This is a genomic window from Oligoflexus sp. (genome assembly GCF_035712445.1).
Taxonomy (GTDB): domain Bacteria; phylum Bdellovibrionota_B; class Oligoflexia; order Oligoflexales; family Oligoflexaceae; genus Oligoflexus.
Genome location: NZ_DASTAT010000026.1, coordinates 20,709 through 37,968, shown reverse-complemented (window position 1 = coordinate 37,968; position 17,260 = coordinate 20,709). Strand labels below are relative to the sequence as shown.

Annotated in this window: 14 protein-coding genes and 2 pseudogenes; 9 read left to right on the top strand and 7 right to left on the bottom strand. The window is 53.6% G+C overall.

Features of this window, described 5'->3' with window-relative positions:
- Position 1: 1 nt before the first annotated feature.
- Positions 2-898, bottom strand: a complete 897-nt coding sequence (locus VFO10_RS05325) for a PRC-barrel domain-containing protein (protein ID WP_325137804.1) — start codon at positions 896-898, stop codon at positions 2-4.
- Positions 899-934: 36 nt separating this feature from the next.
- Positions 935-1,810: a hypothetical protein gene (locus tag VFO10_RS05320; protein WP_325137802.1), complete on the bottom strand. Its 876-nt coding sequence runs from the start codon at positions 1,808-1,810 to the stop codon at positions 935-937.
- A 492-nt stretch (positions 1,811-2,302) separates the two neighbouring features.
- Here VFO10_RS05320 and VFO10_RS05315 point away from each other — a divergent pair, with 492 nt between their 5' ends.
- The 3 genes and pseudogenes from VFO10_RS05315 to VFO10_RS05310 all read left to right on the top strand — a co-directional run bounded on the left by VFO10_RS05315 (position 2,303) and on the right by VFO10_RS05310 (position 2,646).
- On the top strand, positions 2,303-2,437 hold the full coding sequence (locus VFO10_RS05315; RefSeq protein WP_325137801.1) for a hypothetical protein: 135 nt from the start codon (positions 2,303-2,305) through the stop codon (positions 2,435-2,437).
- Positions 2,401-2,484, top strand: a pseudogene (locus VFO10_RS31380) (hypothetical protein); the annotation flags it as partial. The gene VFO10_RS05315 and the pseudogene VFO10_RS31380, both read left to right, overlap by 37 nt.
- A gap of 21 nt (positions 2,485-2,505) precedes the next feature.
- Entirely contained in the window at positions 2,506-2,646 is a 141-nt protein-coding gene (locus VFO10_RS05310) for a hypothetical protein (RefSeq protein WP_325137799.1), read from the top strand.
- 38 nt (positions 2,647-2,684) lie between these two features.
- Here VFO10_RS05310 and VFO10_RS05305 read toward each other — a convergent pair whose 3' ends face one another.
- The 3 genes from VFO10_RS05305 to VFO10_RS05295 all read right to left on the bottom strand — a co-directional run bounded on the left by VFO10_RS05305 (position 2,685) and on the right by VFO10_RS05295 (position 4,726).
- The gene (locus VFO10_RS05305) at positions 2,685-3,374 is read right to left on the bottom strand and encodes a hypothetical protein (RefSeq protein ID WP_325137798.1); all 690 of its coding nucleotides are present in this window, start codon (positions 3,372-3,374) and stop codon (positions 2,685-2,687) included.
- A gap of 1 nt (position 3,375) precedes the next feature.
- Positions 3,376-3,900, bottom strand: coding sequence for a DUF3943 domain-containing protein (locus VFO10_RS05300; RefSeq protein ID WP_325137797.1), 525 nt, complete (start codon positions 3,898-3,900; stop codon positions 3,376-3,378).
- Positions 3,901-4,000: 100 nt separating this feature from the next.
- A complete protein-coding gene (locus tag VFO10_RS05295; protein WP_325137796.1) occupies positions 4,001-4,726 on the bottom strand; it encodes a phosphatase PAP2 family protein in 726 nt (241 codons plus the stop codon).
- Positions 4,727-4,981: 255 nt separating this feature from the next.
- Here VFO10_RS05295 and VFO10_RS05290 point away from each other — a divergent pair, with 255 nt between their 5' ends.
- The 6 genes and pseudogenes from VFO10_RS05290 (at position 4,982) to VFO10_RS05270 (ending at position 12,616) form a co-directional block, all read left to right on the top strand.
- Positions 4,982-7,498, top strand: a complete 2,517-nt coding sequence (locus tag VFO10_RS05290) for a cation-transporting P-type ATPase (protein ID WP_325137794.1) — start codon at positions 4,982-4,984, stop codon at positions 7,496-7,498.
- Positions 7,499-7,572: 74 nt separating this feature from the next.
- Positions 7,573-8,105 (top strand): annotated as a pseudogene (locus VFO10_RS31375) (7TMR-DISMED2 domain-containing protein); the annotation flags it as partial.
- Positions 8,106-8,138: 33 nt separating this feature from the next.
- Complete coding sequence (locus VFO10_RS05285) at positions 8,139-10,391, top strand: 7TM diverse intracellular signaling domain-containing protein (protein WP_325137792.1); 2,253 nt, start codon at positions 8,139-8,141, stop codon at positions 10,389-10,391.
- 278 nt (positions 10,392-10,669) lie between these two features.
- The gene (locus tag VFO10_RS05280; RefSeq protein WP_325137790.1) at positions 10,670-11,155 is read left to right on the top strand and encodes a nucleoside deaminase; all 486 of its coding nucleotides are present in this window, start codon (positions 10,670-10,672) and stop codon (positions 11,153-11,155) included.
- 19 nt (positions 11,156-11,174) lie between these two features.
- Positions 11,175-11,894: a DUF1254 domain-containing protein gene (locus VFO10_RS05275; protein ID WP_325137788.1), complete on the top strand. Its 720-nt coding sequence runs from the start codon at positions 11,175-11,177 to the stop codon at positions 11,892-11,894.
- Complete coding sequence (locus VFO10_RS05270; RefSeq protein ID WP_325137786.1) at positions 11,891-12,616, top strand: DUF1214 domain-containing protein; 726 nt, start codon at positions 11,891-11,893, stop codon at positions 12,614-12,616. Before VFO10_RS05275 ends, VFO10_RS05270 begins: the two co-directional genes overlap by 4 nt.
- Before the next feature lie 31 nt (positions 12,617-12,647).
- Here VFO10_RS05270 and VFO10_RS05265 read toward each other — a convergent pair whose 3' ends face one another.
- Complete coding sequence (locus tag VFO10_RS05265; protein ID WP_325137784.1) at positions 12,648-13,883, bottom strand: extracellular solute-binding protein; 1,236 nt, start codon at positions 13,881-13,883, stop codon at positions 12,648-12,650.
- 136 nt (positions 13,884-14,019) lie between these two features.
- Positions 14,020-16,962: a 7TM diverse intracellular signaling domain-containing protein gene (locus tag VFO10_RS05260; protein ID WP_325137782.1), complete on the bottom strand. Its 2,943-nt coding sequence runs from the start codon at positions 16,960-16,962 to the stop codon at positions 14,020-14,022.
- Between the last annotated feature and the right edge of the window lie 298 nt (positions 16,963-17,260).

The window sequence follows — 17,260 nt, the reverse complement described above, 5'->3', positions numbered from 1 at the left end:
TTCACTTCGCATACAGGAAGTCTGATGGCGGATTTCGAAGCGATCTGTCTTCACTTCCCATCATACCGCTCGCCGAAGGGCCTGGGCTCCGCAGTGTGTGCCTGTGAGCCGCAATCCTTTGATAGTAATTGGCGAGCCTCGATAGAAAAGCATCGTCCATCTTCATTTGGCTATCGTAGGCGGGCGCCTGCTTGACCTCGTCCTTGGTCATCCCCACCACGATCTTGTGTTCGGACCAGCTGATATCCTCGACCATACCGCGATCGACCAGCACCTGACCGCCTGGCCACCATTTACGGCTGTCAGCCACCAGATGCGTGATCCGCCAGCTGCTGGCATCGATCAGGAGATCATCAAGTTCGCCGATATCACCGTCGGTCGCACGCAAACCATAGCCTTTCACTTCCTTGAAACTGCGGAGATGGATGTCCTGGCTTCGATCCACGCTCCCAGGGCGCAGATCGTTCGCATAAGACCCCTGGGCACCGCTGATGCGCTCCTGGACCTCTGGCGTTCCTGCAGGGAAAGGGGGATACGTGTAGATACCAGCCCAAGGATAAACGCCTGCGGGAGTGACCCAGTATGGAGCCCAGCCATAGTATTGGCTGAGGCGCTCCTCATGATAGCGGGATACGGTTGTCTCGGAATCCCATGCAGGACTATCCTTGATTTGCTGTTCGGTCAGATCCAAAGTCAACGGGCCTCCTTCGCGTTCCACGCCCCTCATAGCTTGAGGGCTGATCAACACACGCTTACCGGAGAACCAGCTGCCCGTGTCCACCACAAGGTAACGAACGGTCCAGCTCACATCATCAAAATATAAGTCTTCGATTGAACCCGAAGCTCCATCCCGGGTTCTGATTTCACTCCCTTTAAGGCCATCGGCACGGTACAACATAATTCCTCCTTGGTCAGGCCGCCTTGGATCAAGGTCTTAGCCTGCTGCTTGTTCCACGCGCACATCTGAGGCGTGAATATAGATAGGCTGCTGCTTCAACTCTTTCGCTGTCGTACTATCCACTTTATTCTGTTTTAACCATTCCTCACTCAGTGCGGGCAGACTCCGAATCGTTCCGTTCAGGCTAACCTTTTGTCCTGCTTTAATGGCGACCTGCCCTTCTTTCGCCGTGCCTGGACTTGGTATTTCGTTGAATGTGACAAAGACTTGCTGATTGCCGGTTCCAATCAGGAAGGATTGATCACCGACAACCTTCTGCACATTGACTTTATTCAACTGCACGGTTCGACCCACCAAAGTCGCTTTGTCGGTCGTATTGTGGATCACCGCGATGTCTGTGATCTGGGTCGGCTGATTGCTCCCGGTGGCCACGGTTGCTGATTGTCCGCGTGGTGAAATCAGAACCGATGTGGCGATGATGGCCGGCCTACTCTCAAATTCGATCTCATAGTTGGGATCAAGATCAAAACTGAATTCACGTTCAACGTCGGCAATCACGACGTTGCGAACGGTCCCTGTGACCAAAGCGATATCGTCCTTCCGAAAGGGCTGATCGGCACGTTCCTGCACGGAAGCCTTCAAAGGCTGCGATGTGATGACGCGAATCTCGCTGTCAAAAAAATCCTTTCCTCCCAACTTAAAGGCGCGAGGACCATAAATTTCTTCAATTTCACCGCTTACTGTCACAGTTTTGCCCAAGTATGCAGCGGTATTCTCCTTGAGGTCCTCCACGCGAATGTTCTCAGCCGTCGTCTGATTCCGGGTACATCCTATGGGAACTAGTACCAGGCCTGATAGTAGTCCGATCAATCCTGTAATTTTTATGACATGTGGGTTTCTGGAATTGTTCATGGGTGCCTCCTGATAAAGTTACGAAAAGCAGAGCTGCAAGGCACATTCCAATATCGAGGTCGAGCGGACTCAGCGTTACCGGAATACAGCCGAAGCGGGGATCTGCATGAGGTTCTGTTTTCACGCCTATCACCACCCTGATCATATCAACGTAACAGGCAGGTTCCCATGCTGTTGCGAGATCGAGACGGAGAATGTTATGTCATACATCCATGTGCAGGCCCAATCTCCCATTGCGAACTCAGCGTTTCACTTCATTCTGTCATGATACTTGCATGATCCATCACATTGTCCTTTGCAGGATCGCGTGTGCTCACTTCATAGGAGACGAGACATGCGTCATCACAGGATTAAAAATAGCATCAGCTCGCATTTTACTGGCCCGATCATGCTTTTGCTGTTCCTGACGAGCGCGCCTTTGCTGGCAGAAGAGGGTCAGCCTTCCAAGATATCAAGGCTCTTCTGGAGCAGAGTTCTTCGAGCGGTTTTCCTATGGAATTGACTCAGCCGGTCATGGATCGACTGAATTCCCTGCTCGCGCAACCCGCACAAGCAGCCGGTGTGAAGGAGGAGCTTCATCGCATGGAAACATACGAGGGCATCGTCAGGCGGCCGTCCGCATTCTGAAGGTCTCCTATAAGAGGTTTGGTGATTGGCTCCTGGCACTCGCAGCGTACAATCAGGGACCGACACATGTGGCGAGAGTTATCCGCGAAACCGAGGTCAGTGACGGATGGGTGCTGATGAATCAGGGTCATATCAATACCTACGTAGCCAAAGTTATTGCAGCGGCCATCATCATAGAGCATCAGGACGCTTTACTCCGTGAAACTTAAGTCGGCATGCAGGCTGCGGGAGCAGACGAAAGCCCTTGTCAAAGCAGGAAGACTCCAAAGTTCAGACTGAAAACCTGGACGCGGTCCAATCCACTGGAGCGAGCACGAGCCAGAGCTTCCACCGCCATCGTTTTGCTGATGTCCACCATGCTGCCCTTGCCAGGGCGTACACTGATATAGTTGATCGCGATATAGCCGGCATCTTGGGAGTCTGGGGTGAAGTGCGTCAGCCCAAAGGAAACATCAAAGCCGCGACCTTTCGAGGCGATCTTGCTTTTCACCTCCTCACCATTATCGAGAAGCCGCTCCCTATAGGCGAAGCTCGTGAGCGAGGCGGCGGGCCCGGCGCTGATAAAGAAATGATGCCGGGGCATGATTTCAGGGATCACGGTGTATTCGATGAAACTTGAAAAGCTCACGAACTGCACCTTGCGGATCACAGTATAGGGCAGGGTGGAATGCGCGTACTTTTTCCCTTGCAGCCCCATGGCCGCCAGCGACTTGATGCCAAGGCTGAAAGGTGAAAACTGGTAAGCCAGCGCACTGTTCAAGCCAAAGCCGGCGTAATTCAGGGGACTGTCCTCACTGCGCAGGGACTGCAAAAGGAGTGGGGAAAATCCAAAGCCCAGACGCAGTCCATCGAGAGGCGAGTCATCGAGGTTTCGTGCATGGAGGGCCAAAGGTTGAAGGGTGATGACGATAAGCCCCGGTTTCAAAAGTTGCATCATATCAAAATTCCATCGTCAATTTGAGCGCGGCCATGGTTTGGAAATCCGTCATGGGAACAAGGGAAACAGATTTTTTCTCGACCAAAAGTGAAAATGGATTGATCACGCGTCCTAATACGCGCGCGGCCGTCGCGTCACTGTTTAAAAGCTCGTGGCTGATCATCTCGATGCCATAGCCAAGAGCAGTCCCAATGATGGGCGTTTGATAGAGATCCTGAATGCTGGCCGGTTCGCTATAGGTTTCAACGGTAAACTCGAAGAGTGCGCTGGAGATGAAGGTCATGGCAAAGCTCTCGCGCCGGTCGTGTCCTGTCGCTCGATAATAGAGATAGAGCTGGCTGCCGGAGAGGGGATGGATAAACCAGTTCCACTGCGGCTCGTCATAGTCGAAGACAAGGTCGCCGATGTTTTTCCGATACTCTGCCCAGGAACCCAGTTCGCCACGCAGGACGTCGGGCTGCGTGAGTGGATAGATGATCCAACTCGCTCCATACACGAGGCCCAGTTGCTCGAAGTTCTCAACCAAGGTCCTATCCTTCTCTTGATAGGCAAAAGAAGGGGAGGTGCTTGCTGCTGAGGATCGGCTTTGCAGGAGCAGGAGAGTCATCAGGATGACAAGCGAAGGCCTAAAATTCATAGGCGAGCTCCATTCCCAAGGACGCGGAGGAAAGGATCGGTTGGATGCGCAGCTTGTCTTGGCCATGATGGAAGGCTGTGGCGCGACCCCAAAATGCGCCGAGAGCCGCCGCGGCCACCGTATCACTCAGCCAATGACGATCGTCTGCAATCCGTGCGGCCATGGTGATCAGGGCGGCTGCATAGGTTGGGGCGCCGACCTTCCATCCATAGGAATAAGTTAATGAGGTGGCCATGACCCAGGCGTTCGCAGTGTGGCCGGATGGAAACGAAGTGCGAATAAGAGGATTGCCGGGACGGGGGCGACTCGAAAGTCGGGATAGGGAATAATGTGTTAACGACGTGAGGGCAACGGCCTCCGAAAAGGCGAGGCCGGGCTGGGGATCATAATAGAGAAGTGTGCCCGCTATCAAAAGGCTTGGGCCGCCGCTTCCCCAGACCGCCCCGAACCTGGTCACATCGCGACTTACCTTCTGCTCGCCTCGCCATTCCCGTCTGACCCAATGATCCTGGTTATTCGATACGAGGGTACAAGCGGCGCCCACGGCAAGGATGGTGTAGCCTGTTCGATCAAAACCATCCTCAAATGTGGGTTCGAGATGCTGATCCCAAAGGGAAGTGAAATAGTGAGAGACGGTTTCCGGTGGAGGCTCAGTCTCAGCGTGGCCGGCTCCTGCCTGGATGAACAACAGCAAAAGATAGTGAGCACGGCGCATGCGACTCCTCCGCAACTGCTCGTGATGCAAGGTTCAGCAATCTTACCCAGAAGCTGGATACCACCGCGCTGTTCCAGCAGGATGAGTTCTTCCAGGATGGGCTTCAGTTGAACTGCATAAGGCATGCCTGGGAACTTTCGGCAGCGGAATGCTCTCGGGTCGTCAGGAAAAAATCAGCACCTTTGTTTTCCGGTGACAGCACGAGGCAAGGGGGTAATAATGCTTCGACTATTACCATAAGCTGGTCCTGACGTCATGAAAACGGTGTCATTTGCAAGTCTGAGCGATCTTGAAAAACGCGAAGGTGGTCTGAGTGCTGCCGATGTCTCAAGACAGCGTGCTCGGTTTGGGAGGAATCGCATTGTCGAGGTAGCAGGTCACCCATGGCTCGATCTCTTGATCGAAACCATAAAAGACCCCATGATCTGGTTTCTGGTCGGTATCGGCTCCGCATTTTTGCTGACGGGCGCGATCAGCGATGGCATCACGCTTTTTGTGGCTGTACTGCCTCTCCTCTTTATGGATGCGCTTCTGCATTGGCGAACTCAAGCCTCGATTGCAGGTCTTAAAACTCAGCTGATGTCCCATGTCACCGTCATCCGTGAGGCGCTGCAACTTAGCATTGATTCTCAGGATCTCGTGCCAGGGGATATCGTTTGTGTGTCGCCTGGCATGAACCTGCCTGCAGACGGGATCTTTGAAACTGCCAAGGACATTCAAGTTGATGAATCGGTCCTGACTGGCGAGGCTTTCCCTATGATCAAAACGCCGACGCAGCTCGACCCTTTTGAGCTATCAAAAAGCGGAGAAGTCCCTGTGCCCTCAGAAAATCTGGCTTTTGCGGGAACGAGGGTTCTTACGGGAAATGGTCTCTTGCGGGTGATGGCGACGGGCCAGAGAACAGCGTATGGAGAAATCGTTCAATCCATCTCATCAATGCCGAACGAGCGAACCCCGCTGCAAAAGGCTATTGCCAAACTCGTTCAGGTGTTGATCTACTCTGCGGCATTGCTCTGCCTTATCCTGGCGGCCTTGCGTCTCTATCAGGGGCATGGTTGGCTGGATGCTCTCTTGAGCGCAGCAACGCTTGCTGTCGCCGCGATCCCGGAAGAATTTCCAGTAGTCTTCACTTTCTTTCTGGGTGTAGGGATCTATCGCCTTGCTCAAAGAAAAGCTCTCGTCAGACGGGCCGTCAGTGTCGAAAACATCGGCCGCGTCACGCAGATTTGCAGTGACAAAACCGGTACCATTACCGCGGGACGCCTGGAACTCACTCATTGGGAGACTGCTGCCGCGATCAGCAAGGAAACCCTGTTGGAAACAGCCGCTATGGCTTCCAGTTCCGCCAATGATCCGCTTGATCTTGCTATTCATAAAGCCGTTTCGCAGCGGTCTGAAGCACAGACAGAGAGAATCAGATGCTTCCCCTTTACCGAAGATCGAAAGCGAGAAACTGTTTGGATCAAGACACCAGAGGGAACTGCGCTGGCCTGTAGCAAGGGAGCACCCGAAACGTTGCTAGGACGTTCGAGGCTGTCGATTGCTGAAAGGTTGGAGTGGCTCGACCGAGTCTCTCAATGGGCACAAAGCGGGCACAAGGTGGTGGCCTGTGCAAGGAAGGAAATGCCGTTCAGTGGGGAGCTGCTGGAACCCGAGGAGGACATGGAATTCTGTGGGCTCCTGGCCTTTGAAGATCCGCCGCGACCGGGGGTGGCTGAATCAATAGCCTATTGTCATCTTAGTGGCATTCGGGTTCTGATGATAACCGGCGATCACCCTGAGACATCGCGGGCCATTGCACGAGATGCGGGCCTCGCCCGTGAACCGATTGTAATCTCCGCCGAGGGTGAATCTGAGAAATTCACGGAAGCCTATCTCGCTCGGCATCCCGATTTCTTAAAAGAGATCCATGTCGTGGCACGCTGCACGCCCATCCAGAAACTGAGAATTGTCAAAGCCCTGAAAGCGTCGGGAGAGCTTGTCGCCGTGACGGGTGATGGAGTCAATGATGCCCCTGCGCTCAAGTCAGCGGACATCGGTATTGCCATGGGCGAACGCGGTACACGAAGCGCTAAAGAAGTATCATCAATTATCCTGGGAGATGACAACTTTACGACGATAGTCAATGCCATCCGCGAGGGCCGGCAACTCTTTAAAAACCTGCAGATGAGTTTTGGGTATTTATTCCTCATCCACATCCCCCTTGTAACGACCGCTGCTGTCGTTCCTTTGGCCAACTTTCCTCTGGTCTATATGCCTGTTCATATTGTGTGGCTTGAATTGGTCATTCACCCTACGGCCTTGCTCGCATTCCAGGCGAAGGTTCATCCCGATGACGAGCAGCGAGTGGAAAGGGCGTTCTTTCCCCTGTCTGAGGTCCTCCGAATCTCCATATCCGGGCTGTTTGTGTCTGCAGCGCTGGCAACCAGTTTTATCGCTGGAGTGAACGAGGGATACGCCGACAGCCACGCTCGGGCCAAGGCCATGGCCCTGCTCACGTTCTGGAGCGCTGCCGTCGTCCTCTATCTCACGCGCTCTCAAGCCGCAAAAGCTGTGGCCGCCGTCACGGTTGTGTCATCGGTGCTGCTCATCCAGAACTCGGATCGACTCACGGTTCTTAAGCTGGCCCCCCTGCATCCGATGGATTGGATGGAGATCGTCCTTTTGGTGGTGATCATGATCGGCCTTACCGATGTGATGAAGCGATTCCTGACCTCAAGACCACTGGAATGGGCTGTCACATGCATAATCGAAAGACGAGGGAGACCATGATCAGACTCTTTCCATGATTTCGCAAGGCGCAAGTCCTTCTTCCCAAGATCGTCTATTTCAGTTATCACGATGGAATGAAACCGCTGCCGATTCGCTTCGCTTTGAGGGGTACAATGACTCCTGGAAAGCTCTTTATTCTGATTCTGCTCTCCGTCTGGTCTTCCCTTGGCTTCAGCTCCCAGTCGATACACATTCCTCCTGATCTGCAGGAGCTTGAAATCGGCACAGCCGTCGAGTATTGGGAGGATGTGGATCAGGACCGCAGCTTTGAAGCGATAGTCGCAGCGCAAGACCTGCCCTGGAAGCCGTCTCTGACGGCTGTGCCTAATTATGGTTTTACAAAATCGGCCTATTGGCTGCGTTTTACAGTGGAGACTGCATCTTATAGTTCTCGCAGGCTCTATCTTCAAATCGCTTATCCGGCCCTGGACAAGCTTGATCTTTATATGCCCAGGCCCGATGGAACCTTTGTACGGCAAAGCACGGTGATCATTACCCCTTTGCCGCGAGACAGCTGCCGAACCGCAATTTTGTCTTCAAGATCGATAACCAGGGCCGCCAGACCTATTACCTTCGCTGCGAGACTTCGGGTTCGCTTAAGATACCCCTTAAACTTTTCGATCCGGAATACTTCCACAGCGTGGATCAGCACGCGGTCATCGGCCTTGGCATTTTCTGCGGCATCCTGGTGGCTATGCTCCTGTATAATTCATTTCTGGCTGTGACCATCCGTGATATCAATTATGTGAATTACATCGGTTACATCGGCCTCTTCATGATATTCAATCTCTCGCTGAGTGGGGTTACGTATCAGTACCTTTGGCCTCAAAATATCTGGCTGGCCAACTTCAGTATTCCACTGACTATCTACGGTGCCTCCTTTTTCGCCTTGAAGTTCACGCGCCGCTTTCTGGGTACGCCGGAGAATGCCCCCATCGCTGACAAAGCCATACTCCTCATGATGGGCTGGTGCATCGTGGGCATTCTGCTCATCGCTGTGGTGCCTTACAAGATCACCACCCAGCTCAGCACCGCCCTCGCTCTGATCTTGAATGTGGTGCTGCTGACGGCCGGCATTGGCCTTGTTCGCAGAGGACATCGTTCTGCGCGCTTTTATCTGATCGCATTTGCCGCCATCTGGGTGGGTATGGCGATTAAAGCCATTCAGACTCTAGGCTTTCTCCCCGTAACGGCCTTCACCGAGAACGGGGTTGTGATCGGATCCATGGCTGAAGTCATCCTCCTGTCGCTGGCATTGGGTGACAAGATCCAGCACGAGCAGAAGGCGGCCAAGAATAAAATTGAAACGCTGAACGCGCATCTCTCGGAAACTGTCAAGACTTTGGATAAAAAGGTTGCGGAGCAAACCAGTGATATCCGTTCCATGCTGCAGCACATCAGGCAAGGTATTTTTACGGTGGAGATGATCGACAACATTCCCGTGCTCAGCGCTAATTTCTCGGAGCATCTGACCGAGATTCTGGGCGCCCGCGAGCTGGCTGGAAAACCTTTGATGGATGTTGTGTTTGGACGGACCAGCCTCTCGGCGGATGCGCGATCCCAGGTCCAGAGCATTATGCAGTCCTGCCTCGGAGAAAGTTTCATTGCCTGTGAGCTGAATGCGAGCCAGCTGCCTCAGGAGTTCGAGCTGCTGAACCCTGATGGCGGCACGAAGATCGTTGAAATGGAATGGTGTCCTGTCCTATCGAAGGATGGCCTCAGCGTGCAGAAATTTCTGGTCACACTCCGCGATGTCAGCTCCTATCGGACTCTGCAGGCTCAATCCCGTGAGCAGCAGGAGGAGCTGCTGCTGATTTCCGAGCTGATGAACGTGACCAACGCCAGCTTTCTAAGTTTCTGTCAGCTGTGCCAGGATCTTTTCCAGGAAAATCGTCGCCTGGCGGCTGCTGGTTCTGTCCTGGATATTGCCTCTCTTAAGATGATGTTTATCAACATGCATACGATGAAAGGGGCTGCTCGTCAGCTCGCATTGAGCCGTCTCACCAGTCAAATTCATACTGCCGAGCAAACTCTGGCTGACCTTGTTAGAAACCCGGGGAAACGGGCGGATCCTGTCGCGCTGCTCAGTCTGGTGGAAGCCTGTGAGCAGGCCTTGCGATTCTATATAAAAATGAATCACGAAAAGCTCGGCCGCACGCTGGTCGCCGACGACATCCCGATCAGTCGCGGCCTGCTCGAAAGCATCCTGCGCGGCATTCGCGAGCTTCCCGAATGGCCTGCGGCCCAGGCCACGCTGGAAAAGCTGAGGGGCCTCACTCAAATACTCCGTCGCAACCTGTATCATAGTTCCGAAGCGGTTCTGCGGGATATACTCAAACACACCGATACACTGGCACGCGACCTCCACAAGGCCAACCCTGTCGTCCGTATTGAATCGGCTCCCATCAATCTCACAGTGACGGGCGAGGAGCTGCTCCGTAAGGTCTTTCTTCATCTCATACGCAACTCTCTGGATCACGGCATTGAACCACCGGATGAGCGAACAGCCAAAGGCAAGCCGGCTCAAGGCAGTATTGTCGTTGTGGTGGATCAAGCGGACGCAAGGACGCTGCGCATTCGTTATCAGGATGATGGGCGGGGCATTAACCTTGGACGTCTCAGGAGCATGGCGCAGGATCTTGGCCTTCTGAGCGAAAAGGAGCTGACCGATCCTATTAAGGTGGCCCAGGTTATCTTTGAGGATGGTATTTCCACCAGCAAGAGTGTCACGGATATATCCGGCCGCGGAGTCGGCATGGGAGCCATCAGGGAATATATCGAACGCTTGGGTGGACGCATCGAACTCAGACTTCAGTCTTCGGGTGCAGCCGAGACAGACTTTCTACCCTTTGAGCTGATCCTGATCACCCCCCTCGAGACAATGGTGGCCTAAGCTCGCGACGGTTCTTGTGCGACCGCTTTTGCTTCGGACGGCTTCGGTGATATCGTCATCGAGAGTCTGCCAGCCAGCGCTGCTATCATGCATGCCGGACGTGAGACGCTTCGTCTGAACCTTCAAGTCAAGATCATGGATCGTGCTCCGCAATTTTTCATGAGCCAGGAATATTCAGGAAACGCCGCGTTTTCTCCATACAAGATGTCTCTTGGCTGGTATTCTAGGCTGGGAAACCGACGAAGGTCTCATGGAACTGTTGCGTATAGGAGCGATTGATGAAACCTCAAGCCGAACATTCAGTATTTCACCCTAGCCACATGGCGCTTGCCATTCAACTCGCCTGTGAGAACGTCGCACGGGGCGCTCGTCCCTATGGCGCTGCGATCGCCGACGGTCCGAAGCTTGTGGCCACGGGTGTGAACCGGATTATGGAGACGAACGATCCGACGGAACATGCCGAGCTCAACGCTATTCGTGCTGCGGCCAGGGCACTGGCCACTCCAAGCCTGACAGGTCTTGTTGCTTATGCAAGCGGACAGCCTTGCCCGATGTGCCTTGCGGCTCTGCGCCTTGCTGGGATCAGTGCGATTTATTATGCCTACTCGAACGACGAGTCGGCTCCTTATGGATTCTCGACCGCAGACCTCGGACGCGAGCTTGCGAAACCCCTGGATCTCCAGTCCATTCCGATCCGTCATGTCGGGAGCGAGTCTCAATTGGAGAATCCATTCACGCTCTTTGCTGAGCGTTCTCGTTCTTGATCGGATGAAGCGCTGTCGGTTGGGTTTCTTTCTGTGTGGTCTTGGGGAAAACCTTGCCCGTAAACGGACCGATTTGAAACCTGGTTCAGTGAGAGTATACCTTTCCCAAGTTACGAAAGTTTCTTCCAAGGCGGCCGCGCCCTTCGTGAGCCACCGCCCTGGCGGATTTCCAGTCTATAGTTTTGGGAATGGTTGGGGATTCCGTTATGAGATGACAACTTCGATTCCCGAAGGGATAGAAATGCCGGCTCACGTGGAAACCCGACTCGGTTCGCTTAATTTTTTTGATGGATTTCCCAACGAAGAAAGTACGACGAAACTTTACGACAACCTCGATTTCCAGCGCGCAGTCCAGGCTTACTTGATGGCATTACCACCCGTGAGTATGGTGGCTCTGCGCGAGGGTTTGACTCAATGGGGCCCAGCGAACACGACCATTCCCACGTTTGAGAGTTTGATGGATTCGCGTTCGCTATTTCTCACAGCCAATGCCAATACCCCTTATACATGGATGTGGATTGATCTCCATCAGGGGCCCCTGGTTGCCGAGATCCCACCCAATGTGCTGGGCTTAATCAATGATTTTTGGTTTTACTATGTGACCGACGTAGGACAGATTTCGCCAGGGTGTATCCGCTCGCGGAATCCGCCAGCCCTCCTGCCAACACCTTTGTCAATGTTTCAGGGAAGGCTTTCAGTACGATTGCGCCGGCCGACTTTAAGTTCTGGGAGTATTTGAATCAGGTTGTTCAGAGCGAATCCGCCGCATCCCTTGATGCGGTTTCACTCGGTTACTATGCCTCAATCGGTATAGAAAAAGGCAAACCCTTTGCACCTGACGCGCGGATGAAGAAAATTCTGACTGAAGCTGCTGTTGTCGGCGATGCGACTGCGCGTGCTTTGGCTTATAAAACTCGGCAGAAGGACCTTTACTTTTACGAGAACAGTGCCTGGGTCTCGCCCTTTCTTGGAAGCTATAAATTCGAGGTGAGTCCAGGAGTCCGTAACCTGGATAGCTTTGCATTCTACTACTTCTATGCCACTGGCGTCACCCCAGCGATGGCGGAAAAGATCGTAGGGCAGGGTTCGCAGTATGCTGCCGCGTTCCGGGACAGCAAGGGGCAAGCATTGGACGGCGCTAAAAATTATAGGCTTCATCTGCCAGCCAACATCCCCATTAAGAACTTCTGGTCGCTGATTGTTTATGACAATCAGACCCGTTCCATGCTTCAAACCGACCAACGGTTTCCCATGGTAAGCAGTCAAAACGAAAAGCTGGAAATCAATGCGGATGGATCGGTGGACGTATACTTCGGGCCGAAGGCACCCGCCGGGAAAGAGAACAACTGGGTGCAGACCATCCCTGGAAAAGGCTGGAATACACTTTTGCGCCTCTATAGCCCTCTTGAACCCTGGTTTGATAGAACCTGGCGTCCAGGAGAGATTGAGGCTATAGATTGATGCATAGTTATTGTCAGTTCGATTCTAACTTTCATTTTGCAAGAACGGGCTGCGGATCTCTTAAGGCTGCCAGGGCTTCTTCGGCAGCCTTTTGCCCTGTCTTCACAGCCTCATCAACTGTTTCCGTTCCAGCCAAGGCCCTTTGAATCATAATCCGCATGCCATCCCAAGCTGCACGCATTTCCACCTGAGGAGGCATCGGGCGCGCATAGCGTGCCGCCTCCATACTGGACTGGAGCAGGGGCAATTTCTTCAAGGCCGGATCCTTGCGCGCCGAGACGCTGGCAGGTATGCTGGCAAGCTGTTCAGCGATGCGCTTCTGCACCGGCGCAGATCCAAGAAAATCCACGAACGTCTGAACCGCTGCGAGGCGTGGCCCTTTGGTCTTGGCATTCACGTAAAGAAAACGTCCGCCCATCATGGGAGTGAGCCTTTGACCTGTTTCACTCAGAACCGGCAACGGCGCAATCGCAAGGTCATCACCCACCGTGTCGTGCAGATCGTTCAACTGCCAATCGCCGCTGATGTGAAAAAGTGCCCGCTTGGACAGAAAAAGGCTCTTTGCACAATCGAAGTCGCAGACATTCGGCGTGATCTTCCACTGGTCCCTTAGGCTGAGCATATACTGAAGCGCCTTGCGCATCGCGGGGGTATCGATCGTCACATCATGCTGTTTGCCTTTTTCCGCAAGCGGCCAACCCCCGAATCCTCCGAGGAAGGGAATAAACCAAAAAGGCTCCGACATATAGAACGCAAGCCCATAGCGCTGTGACTTTACATCCGCATAGGCCTTCGCCTGTTCCAGGAGCTCATGGGTGGTCTCGGGCGCTTTTTTCACCTGAGATTTACGGTAATAGAGTAAAAGATGAGCGCCCTCGCTCAAAGGCACGCCCCAAACTTTCCCATCGACTTTAGTCATGTCCAGCGAGGTCGCCGTGACATTCCCGGTCTTCACCCAGGAATCCACCGGCTGAATCACAGCAGCTTTTGCAAATACTCCGGCGATATCGTTGGGACCGTAAACTATATCCGCGCCATCACCTGTCGCAGCAGAACGCAGAAATTTCGTGCGCAGAGCTTCATTCTCATAATGCTGGCGAATAACTCGAATCTTGGGATGCTCTTTGTGAAAGACGGTTATCCACTTATCCATTTCCTGACCGACTGACGGCGGATCCTGTTCCCAAAGGCTCAGAGTCACACGGTCGTCCCCATACGAGGGTTCGATGAAGAGTAGAAAAGCGAAAATAGGTAAAAATAGTCGCATAAAAAACCCCCACGTGCGTGCTGTCATCATAGGAAGTCCTGACTCTCATGTCAACGCTCGAAGGCGCAGTTGCATGCTGACGGAAAACTTCAATGAGCGGCATTTCGCGGCGGAATGATTGAATTCCCAAGAGGAGTCAGCGCCTCTGCGCAGCAGGCTTTGCGTGATGGTGTAGCCGGGATGGACGGCGACTGCCGCGAGTCTGCCGACACTTGATTCTGTTCCGCCAGGCGGCCGCGAAAACACTCCGCTCCCCCGGTTCGGCAAAGAGACGGCGGGGAATCCTGATATCAAACCAGAAGGGGTTAAAAAGAGTGCCTGGGTCCGCCTGCTCCGTCAGACGAATCGTGATGGATCCGCCCATTTTCTGCAGGTAGCTGCGCACCGCATCCATGCCGACACCTCGACCCGAGATATCATTCAGCTGACTTGCGGTCGATATTCCAGAACAGAAAATGAGTTCCGCGATCTCCTCTTTGCGCAGCGCATCAGGGTCCTTGATCAGATTCCTCTCCGTCGCGACCCGGCGAATCTTTCCGAGGTCCAAACCGCGACCATCATCCTGATAGCGAAGATGAACCTCATCCGCTCCGGGGGTGAGCATGATCGTGATATGCCCTTCCTTGGATTTGCGCTTTTCAAGACGTTCCTGCGGCGTCTCGATACCGTGATCCATCGTGTTTCGGAGCAGATGGACAAAGATTTTGTGCAGGAGGGCCTCACCCTCATGATTCAAAAAGAGATCGCGGGCCTCGATGGACACCACCGGTTTTTCCTTTTGCAGGTCCTTGGCCAAAGTATCAAGGGACCGACACATATCCTGGATAGCTTCTTTAGCCGGCATGAAGAGGGAGCTCAGAAAGCACGATCGCATGGCCTTCATGAAAGAATCCGTTCCCGAACTGGAACCCGCACTCCGTTCCGCATCCACGAATCGTTCATAAAGTTCGGCGAGCTTCGACTCAGAAAGCTCCATCTCACGCTCACCATGCAGCTTGCGACTGAGCTTGTTTTGATAGATGCTGACATACACCCCGATGATTTTCTCCGCCTCGTCCAGGTCCGCATTCATTCTCCTGGCGTCCCACGCGGCCTGCTTATCTCTTTGAAGATGGGCATAATACTGCTCTACATCATGGAACACGCTGGTCATTTTCTTAAGGTAAAGGGAACGCGAAGCCCCCTTCATGGTATGCATATTGATGAAGAGGACCTTGAGCACCTCAAGGTCCTTCAGCTGGATACTGCGCGAATTGATGAGCTTGCGATTTTCTGCAAGGAAATCCTTGGAATCCTGCAGAAAGCGCCGGAAAGCCTCGGCCTGCACATTGAGCAGCTCGCTGATGAATTCGAGCTCTTCCTTCTTATCCTGGGCCTCTTCGGCAAGCGCGCGGATGGCCGTCACATCCTTGACCGTGACCAGGATCTTTTCTGTGATGCCTTCGACATTCGCCATAGGATGCCAGCTCAGTTCGAGCAGCTTTTGATGCCCGGATGGACTGGTATAGCGTAGGTCCTGAGGCAGACAGTGGGCATTCATGTCGAAGACCAGACCGGCTTCACCCAGAGCCGCCTCGATGCAGCTCACAGCCTGGCTCACGGCATCCGTGGACAGCTCGCTCCTGTCAAAGAGCAGCTGACAGGCGTTCCATTCCGTCACCTGATCGACTTCAAAAATATCGCGCAGATGCTCGGAATGGTCTTTGTGAATCCGATAGCCCTCTGCCGTGATCGCGAAGATGCCGAGCTGAATATGCGACATGATAGAACGAATATCCCGGGTCTTCTCTTCCGCCAGGACTTCCAGGTTTTCATTCAAGGCGACTACGTGGTCGCGTTCGGCTTTGATTTTAGCCGAAAGCTGACGAATCTCGCGTTCCGACTGCTCAACCTGCTGGAAAGCATTCGAGAAACGGACCGAAAGCAGATAGGACTGGATCATGAGAAACGCCAGCGATCCGAACGAAAAGAGCGGCGTGGACTGAATCCAGTTATTGAAATTGGCGAAGTCATTGATCGCGGTGCAGATCAGGAGACAGCATGAAACCAGCATCATCATCGAGCTCTGCTGACGTGTCCGCACGGCCCGGGTGATGGTGACCGTGAGAAAACCTGCCTGAACCAGACCGATCAGGAATTTAACGCCAAGGAGGACGAGGTAAAGCTGAAGATCAAAGGCCTGCACGAAAGCCAGGATCAAGCAGAATCCCAGCAGCAGGAAGGAAATGCGGCGGCTCCAGGGGCTGCTCCAGAGATAGGAGATGAAGAGGCCTAAAAACCCACTCGCGATACCGAAGGAACTGGCCAGATAGATGCCAAGTGCAAGAGGAACTTCCGCGTAGAGTTCAAGTGCGTTCACCTGCATGTTGATCACGGTCGAGGGCAGCATCGCGAGGCAGAACAGTCCAAAATAAAGGGAACTCCGATCGCGGCGTCGCAGCGTGAAAAGACCAAAATGATAAAGGGCCATCGCCAGGTACGCACCAAACAAAACCAGCGCGGGAGCGAGGCCTGCATACCGATGGGAAACCACCGCTGCCGGTGTTCCGATCACAACTGGTTTGATGATGCCGCTGAGCATGTATTCAAAGTTGGCCGTTTCGATGGTCAGACGCCTCTGACCCTGGGGCAGAACGAAGGTCACTACAGTTTGTCGTGCAGGTCCCTTCTGGTAGCTTTCCTTTGCCGATTGTGGATTGCCGCTCACGTCCACCAGCCTGCCATCGACATAGATCCGATGTGCGACAGCCACCGTCCCGAGATCCACGGCGATGGGGCGTTCCCGATCACTGATGAAATCGAGCTCGTAGCTCGCGTAACCGTGAAGGGGATGCGCCGTATGCCGATCCCAGGACCCTTGTATGGAGATCATTTCAGGCGGCATCGAGGACGAGGGCGCGGATACCCTGAAGGTATTCCAGTAAAACCGTGCTGTCCCTTCGAGTGTGAGAAGCGGTTGGCGCTTTTCATCCCACTTCGAGAGATCCACTATTCCTTGACTGACATCCAGCCGCGTTTGTGCGACAGCAATCTGAGCCATAAACAGAGACAGAAAGAGAAGAAGCTTACGTCCGTCCAATGGCATCAATCTCGAAAATGGCGACAGTTGCATGGTCCGACTTCCGTGAGAATGTTGATGTTCATCTAACATTTTTGCACAGATGCGCAGTGCCTCATACAATACGCAGTTCACGAACCAGGATGCTGCGGAAAGCCGTAGCATGCTGTGCCCGCGAAGAAATTTCCTCGGCAGAAGCGGGTTGGGGTCTGTCTAGAAAAGCGATCAAAGGCCGGACTTTTGACAAAGTCCAGCTGCTCGTCACCGCGCAGTCCTTATCCTGAAATGGAGACGGGCCATACGGCCTCTACTCAACGGC

What these genes read in the sequence shown, in the direction of transcription:
- VFO10_RS05325 (WP_325137804.1), bottom strand. Translation starts at nt 898, where the DNA reads ATGTTGTACCGTGCCGATGGCCTTAAAGGGAGTGAAATCAGAACCCGG.
- VFO10_RS05280 (WP_325137790.1), top strand. Translation starts at nt 10,670, where the DNA reads ATGAAACCTCAAGCCGAACATTCAGTATTTCACCCTAGCCACATGGCG.
- VFO10_RS05315 (WP_325137801.1), top strand. Translation starts at nt 2,303, where the DNA reads ATGGAATTGACTCAGCCGGTCATGGATCGACTGAATTCCCTGCTCGCG.
- VFO10_RS05320 (WP_325137802.1), bottom strand. Translation starts at nt 1,810, where the DNA reads ATGAACAATTCCAGAAACCCACATGTCATAAAAATTACAGGATTGATC.
- VFO10_RS05305 (WP_325137798.1), bottom strand. Translation starts at nt 3,374, where the DNA reads ATGATGCAACTTTTGAAACCGGGGCTTATCGTCATCACCCTTCAACCT.
- VFO10_RS05265 (WP_325137784.1), bottom strand. Translation starts at nt 13,883, where the DNA reads ATGCGACTATTTTTACCTATTTTCGCTTTTCTACTCTTCATCGAACCC.
- VFO10_RS05290 (WP_325137794.1), top strand. Translation starts at nt 4,982, where the DNA reads ATGAAAACGGTGTCATTTGCAAGTCTGAGCGATCTTGAAAAACGCGAA.
- VFO10_RS05295 (WP_325137796.1), bottom strand. Translation starts at nt 4,726, where the DNA reads ATGCGCCGTGCTCACTATCTTTTGCTGTTGTTCATCCAGGCAGGAGCC.